We start from the raw sequence: 13,441 nt of genomic DNA on the forward strand, positions 1-13,441 counted from the left end.
CGGGTGGCAGAAGGGGTTACCCGGACAGCGCCCACATCGCGACGGCACTCGCGGCGGCGACGTTGAGGGAGTCGATGCCGTGCTTCATCGGAATCTGCACGACGGTGTCCGATGCGGCGAGCGCCTTGGGGGTGAGTCCCTCGCCCTCGGCGCCGAGCAACAGGGCCAGACGTTCGTGTGCGGTACCGTCAAAATCGCGCAGGCTGACTGCATCCGGCGTCAGCGCGAGGGCCGCCACATGAAAGCCGTGCCGGGTGAGTAGGGCGCGGGTCTCGGTCCAGTCGCCGGCCCGGGTCCACGGCACCTGCAGCACCGTGCCCATCGAGACCCGGATGGCGCGACGGTAGAACGGGTCGGAACAGCGCGGCGTAACCAGAATGGCATCCGCTCCGATGGCGCCGGCCGAGCGAAAGATGGCGCCGACGTTGGTCGGGTCGGCCACGTTTTCGAGGATGACGATGCGACGCGCATCGGCCAGCAGGCTGTCGGCGCTCGGCAGTTCGGGTCGGTGCATCGAGGCGATCAAGCCGCGGTGCAGAATGTAGCCGGTGAGGTCGGCGAGCATTTCGCCGGGGCCGACAAAGACGGGCACCTCGGCCGCGTAATCGCCGAGCACCGCGAGCGCCTCATCGGCTGTGTTGCCGAGCGCGAGCACGGATCGTGGAATGTGCCCGGCGCGCAGAGCCCGCTCCAAAACCAGGGCTGATTCGGCGATGTACAACCCGTGTTCGGTGCCGCGGACCTTCTTGAGGGCCACGTCGGTGAGGTGGGCATAGTCGACCAGTCGCGGGTCGCTCAGGTCGTTGATCGCGATCAGGGGCATCCGCAAAGTCTAGCCAGCGGCGCGGTGCACCCGGCTCGAGCGGCATAACTCCTGCAATTTCACGGACCCGGCCGCGCGGGCCCCGGAAATCCGGGGCCCGCGCCGGGTCGACGCTCAGATTGCAGGAGTTATGCCGGACGAAGCTACTTCGTGGACACCGTCTGCACAGCCAGGGCGAGCGTGCCGTCAGCGAGGCTGCCCCAGGCGTAGACGATGGTGTTGGTGCGCGGGGCGATCGTGACTTCCGCCGGGCCGAGCAGCGGCGCGGTCGTTCCGGCGGCGGCCACGACGGCGCTGATCGTGCCGACCGGCAGATCGAGCACGGCCTGCGACGGATTGGTCAGGCCGGCGACGGCAACGGCGCCGTTGGCGAGAACGTCAACGGCCGGAGCGGCCGCAACGTGGCGCACGGTGAGGCGGCCCTGTCCGGCGGCCAGCGGCTTGGTGTCATCGTTGTACAGGGTGGCGGTGGGAAGGCCGGCATCCGTGAGGTGGGCAACCGCCGTGAAACTGCGATTGGCCGTGACCGTGATTGTCGTCGAGCCGCTCACGGCGATCGACGGAAGTGGCGAGCCGTTGGCGCTGCCGCCGACTTCGAGGGAATCTGCCGCGGAGATTCCGACGGTGTGGGTGCCGGCCGTGAGCTTCAGCGGGCCGAGCAGGGTTCCAGGCATGAAATCGGCGACGACGACGCGACCGTCGACCGAGATGTCGAGGGTCAGTCCGGGAATGGCGTGCAGCACCGACACGGATGCCATACCCGGTGAAGCGGATGCCGCGGGAACGGCCGCCTGCGCCGGCGCGAGCCCGGCGAGTGCGACGAGAAGGCCGGCGGAAATTCCGACGGCGATGGACTTGCGCATTGCTACCTCCAGGTTGGTCGTTACGGAAGGCGGCTGTGCCTCCCTGGTAACAACTTCTCCGGTCGGGCGCGTTTCGGATGCACCACGGCGACTTATTTAGAGAAACGACTCAGAGCGGGTGTAATTCGCCGCGCACGATTGAGTCGCCGGAGTGTGCCGGGTCGCCGTCGGCGGGTTCGGCGGACACGTCCACCAGTGGGTATTGGGCGAGGTCGACGCTCGCGGGGATAGTGAAACGACCGAAGGAACCGTCGAGGAATCCGATGCTGACCAGGCCGGACGCATCCGCTTTGAGCAGCCAGACCTCGCGCAGGCCGGTGCCCGGCGGATTCGGCGCGTCGAGGTCGACGACGACCGAGCGGCGGCCGTCGGCGGTTTGCTCGACCCGGACCGACCCGCTCGCGGCCCATCCCGGCAGGGCGTCGAGGGCGCCTTCGGCCACGACTTGCTCGGGTGGCGGGCCGGCGGTGCTCGCCACGCCGATGGCGATGCCGCCGATCAAGCCGATCATGCCGGCGGCTGCCGCGAACGGGACCCAGCGGCGGAGGGACAGCAGACGCACGGGTGCTGGTTCGACCGACGACTCGGCCGTCGGTTCGGCCGCCGCCGGGTCGGCGACCGGCGAAGCAGGTGCCTGGGGCGGAGCCGCAGCATCCGTCGCGTCAGCGGTTTTCGTGAAGGGGGGTGGTGTGTGCACCGCGTTGCTCAGCCCGAGTTCGGCCTGGATGCCTGCCCAGACGCCCGCAGGCGGGGTGAGCCGCGAATCGAACCCGACGGAACGACCGAGTTGCACGACCTGCCACAGGGCGAGGTATTCCCCAGGGCACTCGGCGCAGGCGGCGAGGTGGGCCCGTTCCGCCGCGCTCGCGTCGACCTCGGCCAGCGCGAGCAGGTGCAGGTCGTCCGCGGCGATGTGGGTGCCATCAAGAGGAGTCATCGGACACCTCCAACCGGGTGCGGAGGCGGGTCAGGCTGCGCCGCATGTGGCTCTTGACCGTGCCGAGCGGCAGCCCCAGGCTATCGGCGATCTGCACCTGGGTGAGATCGTCGAAGAAGGCGAGGCGCATCACCTGCCGGGGCACGGGTTCGAGTCGGTCGATTTCGTCGCCGACCAGCACCCGGTTGACGACACTCAAACTGTCATCGATGCGGTGTGCCGGGATGGTCGCGGCGAGTGAGTCTTCGAGCCGCCGCTGGCGACTGCGTGCCTCGTGGGTGTCGGCAATCACGTGCCTCGTAATGCCGATCAGCCACGCCAGCAGCCGGGAACGGGCCGGGTCGAACCCACCGCGCCCCCGCCAGGCGGCAATGAAAACCTTCTGGGTGACGTCTTCGGCGTCGGACGCATTGGCGAGGGAGCGCACGGCGATCGTAAATACCAACGGTGACCAGCGGTCATACGCCGCGGCCAGGGCGCGCTCATCACCGTCCTGAAAGGCGCGGTCGAGGGACGCGTCATCGTCGGTAGGTGCGCTCACGTGAGGGTGGGTCCTTCGGGCCGAAACACGTACCGGGCAGGGGCACGGTGATCGCACTGTGTAAGTGACAACCTCCGCGCGCACCAGCATAGTGAGTTTCCTTCGACTCGGTTGCAGTTCTCCCTGCCAGCAGAAGGGGCCACAGCAGCAAACCCGACGTCGCGTGCTGTGGCCCTCCCCTGGCGGGAAACCACTTACTTATCTATTTCTCTCCTCGAGGGCGAAACGGATGTGCCCTGCGGCAATTTGCCGCTTTAGGGCGTCGGCGTGAGTGTGTACTTCGTCGACAGATACTCGTGAATGCCCTCGAGCCCGCCCTCGCGACCGAGGCCGGACTGCTTGACGCCGCCGAACGGTGCGGCCGCGTTGGAGACAACGCCGGTATTCAGGCCCATCATGCCGGTCTGCAGCTTGTCGATCATGCGCTGGCCACGGGCCAGATCGGTCGTGAACACGTAGCTGATCAGGCCGAACTCGGTGTCGTTGGCGAGGCGCACGGCATCCGCTTCGTCGGTGAAGGTGCTGATCGCGAGCACCGGGCCGAAGATTTCGTCGCGCAGAATGTCGCTGCCGGCCTTGACGTCGGTGAGCACGGTGGGTGCGTAGAAGGTGCCCTCGCGCTCGATTGCGGCGCCGCCGGTGAGCAGGGTCGCGCCGCGGGTGAGCGCATCTTGTACGAGCGAGTCAGCCTTGGCGACGGCTTTGCCGTCGATCAGCGGGCCGATGGTGATGCCGGCCTCTGTGCCGCGGCCGATCTGGAACGCTTCGACCCGCTCGGTGACCCGGCGGGCGAATTCTGCGGCGATGGACTCGTGCACAATGAAGCGGTTGGCGGCGGTGCAGGCCTGCCCGATGTTGCGGAACTTGGCGATGAGCGCGCCGTCGACAGCCTTGTCGAGGTCGGCGTCGGCGAACACGACGAACGGGGCGTTACCACCGAGTTCCATCGAGGTGCGCAGCACGTTCTCGGCGGAGAGCTTGATGAGCGACTTGCCGACCGCGGTCGACCCGGTGAAGCTGAGTTTGCGGAGGCGTCGGTCGGCGATGATCGGCTCGGAGACCGCGCCGGACTGCGACGTCGTGATGACGTTGACGACGCCGGCGGGCAGGCCGGCCTCTTCGAGCAGGGCCACGAAGTGCAGGGTGGTCAGCGGGGTGAGCGCGGCCGGCTTGACGACGACGGTGCAGCCCGCGGCGAGCGCCGGGGCGATCTTGCGGGTCGCCATGGCGAGCGGAAAATTCCACGGGGTGATCAGAAAGCAGGGTCCGACCGGCTGCTGGGTGACGATCATGCGACCGGTGCCCTCGGGGTTGGCACCGTAGCGGCCGCTGATGCGCACGGCTTCTTCGCTGAACCAACGCAGGAATTCGCCGCCGTAGGCGACTTCGCCGAGCGCCTCGGGCAGCGGCTTGCCCATTTCGATGGTCATCAACAGGGCAAACTCCTGCTTGCGTTCCTGCAGCAGATCGAATGCGCGGCGCAGAATTTCGCCCCGCACGCGAGCCGGGGTCGCCGCCCAGTCGGCCTGGGCAGCGTCGGCCGCATCGAGGGCAGCGGTACCGTCGGCCACGCTCGCATCGGCGATGGTCTTGATGACGCGGCCGGTGGCCGGGTCTGTGACATCGAGGGTGCGGCCGCCGGTGGCGGCAACCCACTTGCCGTTGATGTAGAGCTGGTTCGGCACGCGAGCGAGCAGCTCGGCTTCGTTCGTGTTCGTGTCTGTAACAACCGTCATTGGTTCTCCCCTACTTTGCCTGCCCGTCGATCTGACGGTATTAGCCTAGCTGCGCCCGCCGACAGGGCGGCTGGCTAACCGAGAGGACCTGGCCGAGTGCGAGAATACCAGCGTGTCGATTCCAGAATTCGCGGACCCCAAGGCTGCACCCGCCCACTCGCAAACCCTGTCGCGCGGCATCCGCATGCTGGAGATTCTCGCCGACACCGACAAACCCATGACGATCGTCGAACTCGCCGCCGCCCTCGACGTGCACCGCTCGATCGCCTATCGCATTCTGCGCACCCTGGAAGATCACGGTCTCGTTGTTCGCGACCCGGCGGGACTGGTACGGCTCGGCGCGCGACTGGCTGCCCTGGCGCGCGGGGTGTCCCGCGATCTGCAGGCCACTGCCCGGCCTGTGCTCACCCGCATCGCCAACGAGCTCGGCATGACCGCCTTCGTCGCGGTACTCGACCAGGGCGAGATCTTCACGCTCGTGAGTATCGAGCCGCGGCAGGCCCACGCGACGGTCGCACAGCAGCCTGGCACGCGGCATCCGCTGCACATGGGTGCACCGGGAATCGCGATCCAGTCAGGCCTGAGCGCGGCGCAATGGGCCGCGCTTGGCCACCCGGAAACCCGCCGCAGCGAGGCCGGGGAGGTCGTTGCTCTCGGCTACGCCTCGAGCCACAACGAGGTCATTCCGGGCCTGTCGTCGATTGCCGTTCCGTTGCTCGTGCCCGGGGAATCACCCGCCTCCCTCGCCGTCGTGTACATCTCGAGCCTGCACTCCCCCACCGACATCGGTGCTGTGCTCACCGCGGCCGCCCGCACGATCGTCGCAGAGCTCAGCTAGTCACCCCGCGACCGGAAAAACAACAATACTGACCAAAAGGTAGGTAATCGTAAAAAATCCTGCCATACTGCCGCAGTGCCGGTTTTCTCCGCACGATCCACAGACTTTGCAGCACCACCCGCCCAGCACCGCAGTGAGATACGAGGGAGTATTCCATGGCTATTACGACCGAGCGCACGCCAACGGCCAGCGCCAAACGCAGTGAGGAACGGCGGGTTCTCGCCGGCACCATGGTGGGTACCACCATCGAGTGGTACGACTTCTTCATCTACGCCCAGGCCGCCGGACTCGTGCTTGCCGGCCTGTTCTTCGCCCCGCTCGCCGGCGAGAACGCTCCGCTGGCCCAGCTGATCGCCTGGGCCTCGCTCGGCATCAGCTTTCTGTTTCGCCCGCTCGGCGCTATCGTCGCCGGACACCTCGGGGACCGCCTGGGCCGCAAGGCGATGCTGGTCTTCACGCTCGTCATGATGGGCGCCGCCACAGCGCTCATAGGTCTGCTGCCCACCTTTGACCAGATCGGCGTCTGGGCACCGATCCTGTTGATCGTGCTGCGCATCCTTCAGGGCTTCTCGGCCGGCGGCGAATGGGGCGGTGCGGCACTGATGAGCGTCGAGCACGCACCGATCAAAAAGCGTGGCTTCTTCGGTGCCTACCCGCAGATCGGCGTTCCGGTCGGCCTCATTCTCGCCACCGGAGTCATGATCGCCGTGACCACCTCAATGAGCCCGGAGGACTTCCTCGCCTGGGGCTGGCGAATCCCGTTCCTCGTCTCCGTGCTGCTCATCGTCGTCGGCTGGGTCATCCGCCGCGCGGTCGCCGAGAGCCCCGTCTTCAAGGAGATGCAGACGCGCAAGAAGGAATCTGCGGCTCCGCTCAAGCAACTGTTCAAGAACCACTCGCGCCAGGTCATCCTCACCGCACTCATCTTCATCGCCAACAACGCGGCCGGCTACATGCTTATCGCGTTCTTCAACTCCTACGCCACCAAGCCCGCTGAAGCTGGCGGACTCGGCATGGAGCGCACCCCGGTGCTCATCGCGAGCACCGTCGCCGCGTTCTTCTGGCTGGCATCGACGATGATGGGGGGCATCCTCTCCGACAAAATCGGTCGCGTGCGCACATTCCAGCTCGGCTACGCCTTCCTGTTCCTCTGGGCCATTCCGATGTTCCTGCTGATCGACACCGGCGACATCGTCTGGTTCTCGACGGCCCTCACCGTGCTGGCGGCCGGGCTCGGCTTCTCCTACGGCCCGCAGGCCGCGCTCTACGCCGAGATGTTCCCGGCCCAGGTGCGCTACTCGGGCGTGTCCATCGGCTACGCCCTCGGCGCTATTCTCGGTGGCGCCTTCGCCCCGCTCATCGCCCAGCTGCTGCTCGATGAGACCGGATCCACCACCTCAATCGGCATCTACCTCATGGGCCTCGCCGCGATTTCCTTCGTCGCGGTCACCCTCGTGAAGGAGACCCGCGGAATTCCGCTGGGCATCAGCACCCACGAGTAGACAGTTCAGTTTCAGACCGTGCCGCCCGGGTTTCGACCCGGGCGGCACGGTTTTTCTCTGCCCATCTCAGGCAAAACGAACCCTCGACATCCGCTCTCGAATCGTATATGGTTTCATATATAACCACCTGCAACGACGCGATTGGACGCTTATGACTCCCGAATCCCTGCCCGAACTGGGCCGGCCCGGCAAAGTGATCGCCGTGCACATCAATTACCCGTCCCGGGCCGCCCAGCGCGGGCGCACCCCCGAGCAGCCGTCCTACTTTCTCAAGCCCTCGACCAGCGTCGCGGCCAGCGGCGACACCATCGTTCGTCCAAGCGGATGCGAACTGCTCGCCTTCGAAGGCGAAATCGCGCTGGTCATCGGTCGCCGGCTGCGCGGCGTCAGTGTCGAGGAGGGTTGGGCCGGCGTCGCCGGGGTCACTGCCGCGAACGACTTCGGCGTCTACGACCTCCGTTACGCCGACAAGGGCTCCAACCTCAAGTCCAAGGGCGGAGACGGCTTCACCCCGCTCGGCCCGCGAGTCCTTGCCGCCGAGACCGTCGACCCGGCCAACCTGCGCATCCGCACCTGGGTCAACTCCGAGCTCGTGCAGAGCGATACCACCGCTGACCTGCTCTTTAACTTCGGTCGCCTCGTCGCCGACCTCTCCCAGCTGATGACGCTCGAGCGCGGCGATGTCATTCTCACCGGAACACCGGCCGGCGCCTCCGTCGTCGGGCCGGGCGACACTGTCGAGGTCGAGGTTGACGCCCCGACCATGCCCGGCGCGCCGAGCACAGGCCGCCTGATCACCCGGGTCGCCGAGGGCACCCAGAAGTTCGGCACGTTCGGCTCCGGCCCGAAGGTGGACGACTTGCAACGGGCCGAAGCCTGGGGCTCGGCCGAAGAGGCCGGCCTCGAACCGGCGTTCGTGCTCACCGATGAACTGAAGGCCCGCATCAACAGCGTCGGCACCGCCACCCTGAGCGCCCAGCTGCGCAAACGCGGCCTGAACAACGTGTCGATCGATGGCCTGCACTCGACCCGCCCGAACGCCCGGCTGGTTGGCCGGGCTCGCACCCTGCGCTTCATTCCCAATCGCGAAGACCTGTTCGATGCTGCCGGCGGCGGCCACAACGCCCAGAAGCGCGCCTTCGACAGCCTCGGCGTCGACGACGTGCTCGTGATCGAAGCCCGCGGAGAAACCGGCACCGGCACCGTCGGCGATATCCTCGCACTGCGCGCCCAGGTGCGCGGCGCCGCCGGCATCGTCACCGACGGCGGAGTGCGCGACCTCGCCGCGGTCAGCGCCCTCGATATGCCCACCTATCACCACGGCGGCCACCCGGCGGTGCTCGGCCGGCGCCACGTTCCGTGGGACTTAGGCCTCACGATCGCCTGTGGCGGGGCATCCGTCCAGCCCGGCGACGTGATCGTCGGCGACGCCGACGGGCTGCTCGTCATTCCGCCGCACCTCATCGATCAGCTCGTCACCGACAGCATCGAGCAGGAACGCGAAGAAACCTTCATCGCCGAGATGGTCGGCGAAGGCTTCAGCGTCGACGGCCTCTACCCGATGAACCCCGCCTGGAAGGAGAGGTACCGCGCATGGCTCGCCAGTCGATAGTGGATGCCGCCCCGCCGACCATCGGCAAGGCCCAGTTCGCCTACGACTGGCTGAAAACCCGCATCAACGATGGCACCTTCGGCCCCGGTTTTCGACTGGTCCTCGACCAGATCGCCCGGGATACGTCGATGAGTCCCGTTCCCGTGCGGGAAGCCATCCGCCGCCTCGAAGCCGAGGGTCTGGTGACCTTCGCCCGCAACGTCGGGGCGCAGGTGGCGATGCTCGACCCCACCGAGTACCAGCACACCATGCAGACCCTCGGCCTGGTCGAGGGCGCGGCCACCGCGCTTTCGGCGCCGACGCTGAGCCCGGCAGCGATAGCGCGCGCCCGGCAGATCAACGCGCAGATGCGCGACACGCTGCGCCACTTCGACCCGACCAGATTCACGTCGCTCAACCGTGACTTTCACTCCGAGCTGTACAGCACCTGCCCCAACCCGCACATTCTCGACCTCGTTCACCGCGGCTGGAACCGGTTGTCGGTGCTGCGCGAATCCACCTTCGGCTTCGTGCCGGGGCGCGCGGCCGAATCGGTCGCGGAGCACGACCATATTCTCGACCTGATTGAGCAGCACGCCTCGGCTGCAGAAATCGAACACGCGGCCCGCGACCACCGGCTGGCCACCCTGAACGCGTTTCTTTCATCTCGCAATAAGGAAGGCATTTCATGAAGTTCCGCAGCAACCCGAGCCAGATTCGCGGATCCATCGCCGCACTGATGACCCCGTTTACCGAAGGCGGCGCCGTCGACCATGCGGGCCTGACCAACCTGGTCAACTGGCAGATCGCCTCCGGCTCGCACGGCATCTCGATCGGCGGCTCGACCGGCGAGCCCAGCTCGCAGACCATCGCCGAACGCGCCGCCGCCATTCGCACCGTTGCGACCGCCATCAACGAGCGCGTGCATTTCATGGCCGGAACCGGTTCCACCAAGCTCGACGAGACCCTCGAGCTAACCGCGGCCGGCCGCGACGCCGGCATCGACGCCGCGCTCATCATCACGCCGTACTACGCCCGCCCCACCCAGGAGGCGCTCTACGTCTGGTACAAAACCGTCTGTGAAGAGTTCCCGGATCTGCCGATCGTGGCCTACAACGTGCCGAGCCGGACCGCCGTCGACATCGCGCCCGACACCGTGTACCGCCTCTACCGTGATTTCGATAACTTCGTCGGCGTGAAGGAAACCACGAAGGACTTCGAGCATTTCTCCCGCGTGCTGCACCTCTGCGGCCCGGACCTGCTGGTCTGGAGCGGCCTCGAACTGCTCTGCCTGCCGCTCATGGCCCTCGGCGGCGCCGGCTTCGTCAGCGCCACGAGCAATATCGCGCCTGCCGCCGTCGCGCAGATGTTTGAGGCCTGGGAACAAGGCGATTTCGCCACCGCCCGCAAGATTCACTATGGCCTGCACCCGCTCGTCGACCTGCTATTCGTGGAGACCAACCCGGCGCCGGGCAAGTGGGTCATGGCCCAGCGCGGCCTGATCGAGAGCGGCTTTGTGCGTCCGCCGCTGATCGAACCGACCCCCGGAGGCCTCACCAAGATGCGCATTTTGATGGATGCCGGCTCCGAGTACCTGACATCGACCGCCGGCTTCACCCTGACCGGGGCCTCCAAATAATGACTCATTACGTGCCCGCGGACCTGCCCACCAGCATCCGTCATTTCATCGGTGGAGAATTTGTCGACAGTGTCGGTGGGGAGACCTTCGATGTGCTCGATCCGGTGTCGAACCAGACCTACGCCACCGCAGCCGCCGGCCAGCAGGCCGACATCGACCTGGCCGTCGCCGCCGCGAAAGAAGCATTCGATCACGGACCCTGGCCGCGCCTGCTGCCCCGCGCCCGGGCCCGGGTGCTGCACCGCATCGCCGATGCCGTCGAGGCCCAGGACGCCCGGCTCGCCGAGCTCGAAACCTTCGACACCGGACTGCCGATCACGCAGGCGCTCGGCCAGGCGCAGCGCGCGGCCGAGAATTTTCGCTTCTTCGCCGACCTGATCGTGGCGCAGGCGGACGACACCTACAAGGTGCCCGGCAAGCAAATCAACTACGTCAATCGCAAGCCGGTCGGGGTGGCCGGGCTGATCACCCCATGGAACACCCCGTTCATGCTCGAGAGCTGGAAGCTCGCTCCCGCGCTGGCCTCGGGCTGCACCGTCGTGTTGAAGCCGGCCGAATTCACGCCGTTGTCGGCGAGCCTGTGGGCGGAGATCTTCGCCGCCGCGGGGGTGCCCGACGGCGTGTTCAACCTGGTCAACGGTATCGGTGAGGAGGCCGGCGATGCGCTGGTCAAGCATCCGGATGTGCCGCTCATCTCGTTCACCGGCGAGACCACGACCGGCCAGACGATCTACCGCAACTGTGCCGCGAACCTCAAGGGCATGTCGATGGAGCTCGGCGGCAAGTCACCCGCCGTGGTCTTCGCCGACGCCGACCTCGACGCCGCGATCGATTCGACCCTGTTCGGTGTGTTCTCGCTCAACGGCGAGCGCTGCACGGCATCGAGCCGCATCCTGGTCGAACGCTCGATCTACGACGACTTCTGCGCCCGTTACGCCGCCCGCGCCGCGAGCATCGTGGTCGGCGATCCGCACGACCCGGCGACCGAGGTCGGCGCCCTCGTGCACCCCGAGCACTACGCGAAGGTCATGAGCTACGTCGAAATCGGCAAGTCCGAGGGGCGTCTGCTTGCCGGCGGCGGCCGCCCATCCGGCCTGCCGGAGGGTAACTACGTCTCTCCCACCGTCTTCGCCGACGTCGCCCCGACCGCCCGCATCTTTCAGGAGGAGATCTTCGGCCCGGTCGTGGCCATCACCCCCTTCGAAACGGATGCCGACGCGCTCGCGTTGGCCAACGGGGTCAAGTACGGGCTGGCCGCCTACATCTGGACCACCGACCTGACCCGCGCCCACAACTTCGCCCAGTCCGTCGATGCCGGCATGGTCTGGCTGAACTCGCACAACGTGCGAGACCTGCGCACCCCGTTCGGTGGCGTCAAGGCGTCCGGCCTCGGCCACGAGGGCGGCTACCGGTCGATCGACTTCTACACCGACTCCCAGGCCGTGCACATCACCCTCGCCCCCGTGCACACCCCCCGCTTCGGAGCCCACTAGCTCGCCCCTTTGGGGACGGGGCCTGGGCCCCGTCCCCGGGCCCCGTTTAGAAACTGAACCCAGGTTCATAAGGTGGGCCCAGCCGCACCGCCCACCGACTCTTGCGGCCTCGAGAACCAGCCGTACGCATCCGCTTGACTCAATGAGGAGAACCCCATGACAATCCCCACCGCCACCCCGCCCGACATCCTGCGCTGCGCCTACATGGACATCGTCGTGACCGACCTGGCGAAGTCGCGCGAGTTCTACGTCGACATTCTCGGCCTCGTCGTCACCGAAGAGAGCGACACCGAGATCTACCTGCGCAGCTTCGAAGAATTCATTCACCACAACCTCGTGCTGCGTCAGGGGCCGATTGCTGCCGTCGCCGCGATGGCTTTTCGGGTGCGCAGCCCCGAAGACGTCGACCTCGCCGAGGCCTACTATAAGGAGCTCGGCTGCCGCACCGAACGTCGCACCGAGGGCTTCGTGAAGGGCATCGGCGACAGCGTGCGCGTCGAAGATCCGCTGGGTTTTCCGTACGAGTTCTTCTACGCCACCACCCACGTTGAACGCCTCGCCTGGCGCTACGACCTGCAGGGCCCGGGCGCGCTCGTGCGGCTCGACCACTTCAACCAGGTCACCCCCGATGTCGGCCGTGGTCGCAAATACCTCGAGGACCTGGGCTTTCGCGTTACCGAAGACATTCAGGACTCCGACGGCGTCACCTACGCGGCCTGGATGCGGCGCAAAGACACCGTGCACGACACCGCCCTCACCGGCGGCAATGGCCCGCGCATGCACCACATCGCGTTCTCGACCCACGAGAAGCACAACATCATCTACATCTGCGACAAGCTCGGCGCCCTACGCAAGAGCGATCTGATCGAGCGGGGACCTGGCCGCCACGGCGTCTCGAACGCGTTCTACCTCTACCTGCGCGACCCCGACGGGCACCGCATCGAGATCTACACACAGGACTATTACACCGGCGACCCCGACAACCCCGTCGTCACCTGGGACGTGCATGACAACCAGCGCCGCGACTGGTGGGGCAACCCCGTCGTACCCAGCTGGTACACCGACGCCTCACTCGTGCTCGACCTCGACGGCAACCCGCAGCCGGTGATCGAGCGCACCGAGCCTCGCGAAATGGCCGTGACCGTCGGCGCCGACGGCTTCTCCTACACCCGCAAGGACGACGCCCTGGCTGGCTTCAAGCTCGGCACGACCCTCTGATTCCGACCGGGCCCGGGCCCGGAAAGCGGGCCCATGATTGATCATGGGCCCGCTTCCTTAAGGTGGGCCCGCTCCGCCCAGATGGCCCGAGGTCCGCACGGTGGCGGATTCAGGATGGAGGTCGTGGCCGGGACGATACCGCCGCGTGTTTTCGCGGGGTGGGCGCACGCATCCGTTCTCGTTACCTGAATTCGCCACCGACCGGTGAGGAAACCGACACCGGAATGGGCCCCGCCGAAGCGAGAACCCGTGCCCGAAGA

General features: G+C 66.9%; 12 protein-coding genes. 7 read left to right on the forward strand and 5 right to left on the reverse strand.

Annotated elements, in window-relative coordinates:
• Positions 1 to 16: 16 nt before the first annotated feature.
• The 5 genes from CXY80_RS18455 to CXY80_RS18475 all read right to left on the reverse strand — a co-directional run bounded on the left by CXY80_RS18455 (position 17) and on the right by CXY80_RS18475 (position 4,900).
• The gene (locus CXY80_RS18455; RefSeq protein WP_104133330.1) at positions 17 to 823 is read right to left on the reverse strand and encodes an RNA methyltransferase; all 807 of its coding nucleotides are present in this window, start codon (positions 821 to 823) and stop codon (positions 17 to 19) included.
• A 143-nt stretch (positions 824 to 966) separates the two neighbouring features.
• On the reverse strand, positions 967 to 1,686 hold the full coding sequence (locus tag CXY80_RS18460; RefSeq protein WP_104133331.1) for a DUF4397 domain-containing protein: 720 nt from the start codon (positions 1,684 to 1,686) through the stop codon (positions 967 to 969).
• Positions 1,687 to 1,795: 109 nt separating this feature from the next.
• Complete coding sequence (locus CXY80_RS18465) at positions 1,796 to 2,623, reverse strand: anti-sigma factor (RefSeq protein WP_104133332.1); 828 nt, start codon at positions 2,621 to 2,623, stop codon at positions 1,796 to 1,798.
• Positions 2,610 to 3,164: an RNA polymerase sigma factor gene (locus CXY80_RS18470; RefSeq protein WP_233195455.1), complete on the reverse strand. Its 555-nt coding sequence runs from the start codon at positions 3,162 to 3,164 to the stop codon at positions 2,610 to 2,612. Before CXY80_RS18470 ends, CXY80_RS18465 begins: the two co-directional genes overlap by 14 nt.
• Positions 3,165 to 3,418: 254 nt before the next feature.
• Positions 3,419 to 4,900 carry an NAD-dependent succinate-semialdehyde dehydrogenase gene (locus CXY80_RS18475; protein WP_092448949.1) on the reverse strand — a complete coding sequence of 494 codons (1,482 nt, stop codon included), beginning with the start codon at positions 4,898 to 4,900 and terminating at the stop codon, positions 3,419 to 3,421.
• Between the two features lie 112 nt (positions 4,901 to 5,012).
• Here CXY80_RS18475 and CXY80_RS18480 point away from each other — a divergent pair, with 112 nt between their 5' ends.
• The 7 genes from CXY80_RS18480 (at position 5,013) to hpaD (ending at position 13,181) form a co-directional block, all read left to right on the forward strand.
• The gene (locus tag CXY80_RS18480; protein ID WP_233195456.1) at positions 5,013 to 5,738 is read left to right on the forward strand and encodes an IclR family transcriptional regulator; all 726 of its coding nucleotides are present in this window, start codon (positions 5,013 to 5,015) and stop codon (positions 5,736 to 5,738) included.
• Positions 5,739 to 5,893: 155 nt separating this feature from the next.
• Positions 5,894 to 7,240: an MFS transporter gene (locus CXY80_RS18485; RefSeq protein ID WP_104133334.1), complete on the forward strand. Its 1,347-nt coding sequence runs from the start codon at positions 5,894 to 5,896 to the stop codon at positions 7,238 to 7,240.
• Positions 7,241 to 7,391: 151 nt separating this feature from the next.
• Entirely contained in the window at positions 7,392 to 8,852 is a 1,461-nt protein-coding gene (locus CXY80_RS18490) for a fumarylacetoacetate hydrolase family protein (RefSeq protein WP_199182294.1), read from the forward strand.
• The gene (locus CXY80_RS18495) at positions 8,834 to 9,523 is read left to right on the forward strand and encodes a GntR family transcriptional regulator (protein WP_092448951.1); all 690 of its coding nucleotides are present in this window, start codon (positions 8,834 to 8,836) and stop codon (positions 9,521 to 9,523) included. The genes CXY80_RS18490 and CXY80_RS18495 overlap by 19 nt, the downstream gene beginning before the upstream one ends.
• Entirely contained in the window at positions 9,520 to 10,470 is a 951-nt protein-coding gene (dapA, locus tag CXY80_RS18500; protein WP_092448952.1) for a 4-hydroxy-tetrahydrodipicolinate synthase, read from the forward strand. Before CXY80_RS18495 ends, dapA begins: the two co-directional genes overlap by 4 nt.
• Positions 10,470 to 11,963 carry a 5-carboxymethyl-2-hydroxymuconate semialdehyde dehydrogenase gene (hpaE, locus tag CXY80_RS18505; RefSeq protein ID WP_104133335.1) on the forward strand — a complete coding sequence of 498 codons (1,494 nt, stop codon included), beginning with the start codon at positions 10,470 to 10,472 and terminating at the stop codon, positions 11,961 to 11,963. Before dapA ends, hpaE begins: the two co-directional genes overlap by 1 nt.
• A gap of 156 nt (positions 11,964 to 12,119) precedes the next feature.
• Positions 12,120 to 13,181, forward strand: a complete 1,062-nt coding sequence (gene hpaD, locus CXY80_RS18510; RefSeq protein ID WP_104133336.1) for a 3,4-dihydroxyphenylacetate 2,3-dioxygenase — start codon at positions 12,120 to 12,122, stop codon at positions 13,179 to 13,181.
• Positions 13,182 to 13,441 lie beyond the last annotated feature (260 nt).

The organism is Cryobacterium sp. M91, assembly GCF_002929615.1.
Taxonomy (GTDB): Bacteria; Actinomycetota; Actinomycetes; order Actinomycetales; family Microbacteriaceae; genus Cryobacterium; species Cryobacterium levicorallinum.

Coding starts and splice junctions, on each gene's coding strand:
- hpaD (WP_104133336.1), top strand. CDS start 12,120: ATGACAATCCCCACCGCCACCCCGCCCGACATCCTGCGCTGCGCCTAC.
- CXY80_RS18475 (WP_092448949.1), bottom strand. CDS start 4,900: ATGACGGTTGTTACAGACACGAACACGAACGAAGCCGAGCTGCTCGCT.
- CXY80_RS18460 (WP_104133331.1), bottom strand. CDS start 1,686: ATGCGCAAGTCCATCGCCGTCGGAATTTCCGCCGGCCTTCTCGTCGCA.
- CXY80_RS18455 (WP_104133330.1), bottom strand. CDS start 823: ATGCCCCTGATCGCGATCAACGACCTGAGCGACCCGCGACTGGTCGAC.
- dapA (WP_092448952.1), top strand. CDS start 9,520: ATGAAGTTCCGCAGCAACCCGAGCCAGATTCGCGGATCCATCGCCGCA.
- CXY80_RS18490 (WP_199182294.1), top strand. CDS start 7,392: ATGACTCCCGAATCCCTGCCCGAACTGGGCCGGCCCGGCAAAGTGATC.
- CXY80_RS18465 (WP_104133332.1), bottom strand. CDS start 2,623: ATGACTCCTCTTGATGGCACCCACATCGCCGCGGACGACCTGCACCTG.
- CXY80_RS18495 (WP_092448951.1), top strand. CDS start 8,834: ATGGCTCGCCAGTCGATAGTGGATGCCGCCCCGCCGACCATCGGCAAG.
- CXY80_RS18485 (WP_104133334.1), top strand. CDS start 5,894: ATGGCTATTACGACCGAGCGCACGCCAACGGCCAGCGCCAAACGCAGT.
- hpaE (WP_104133335.1), top strand. CDS start 10,470: ATGACTCATTACGTGCCCGCGGACCTGCCCACCAGCATCCGTCATTTC.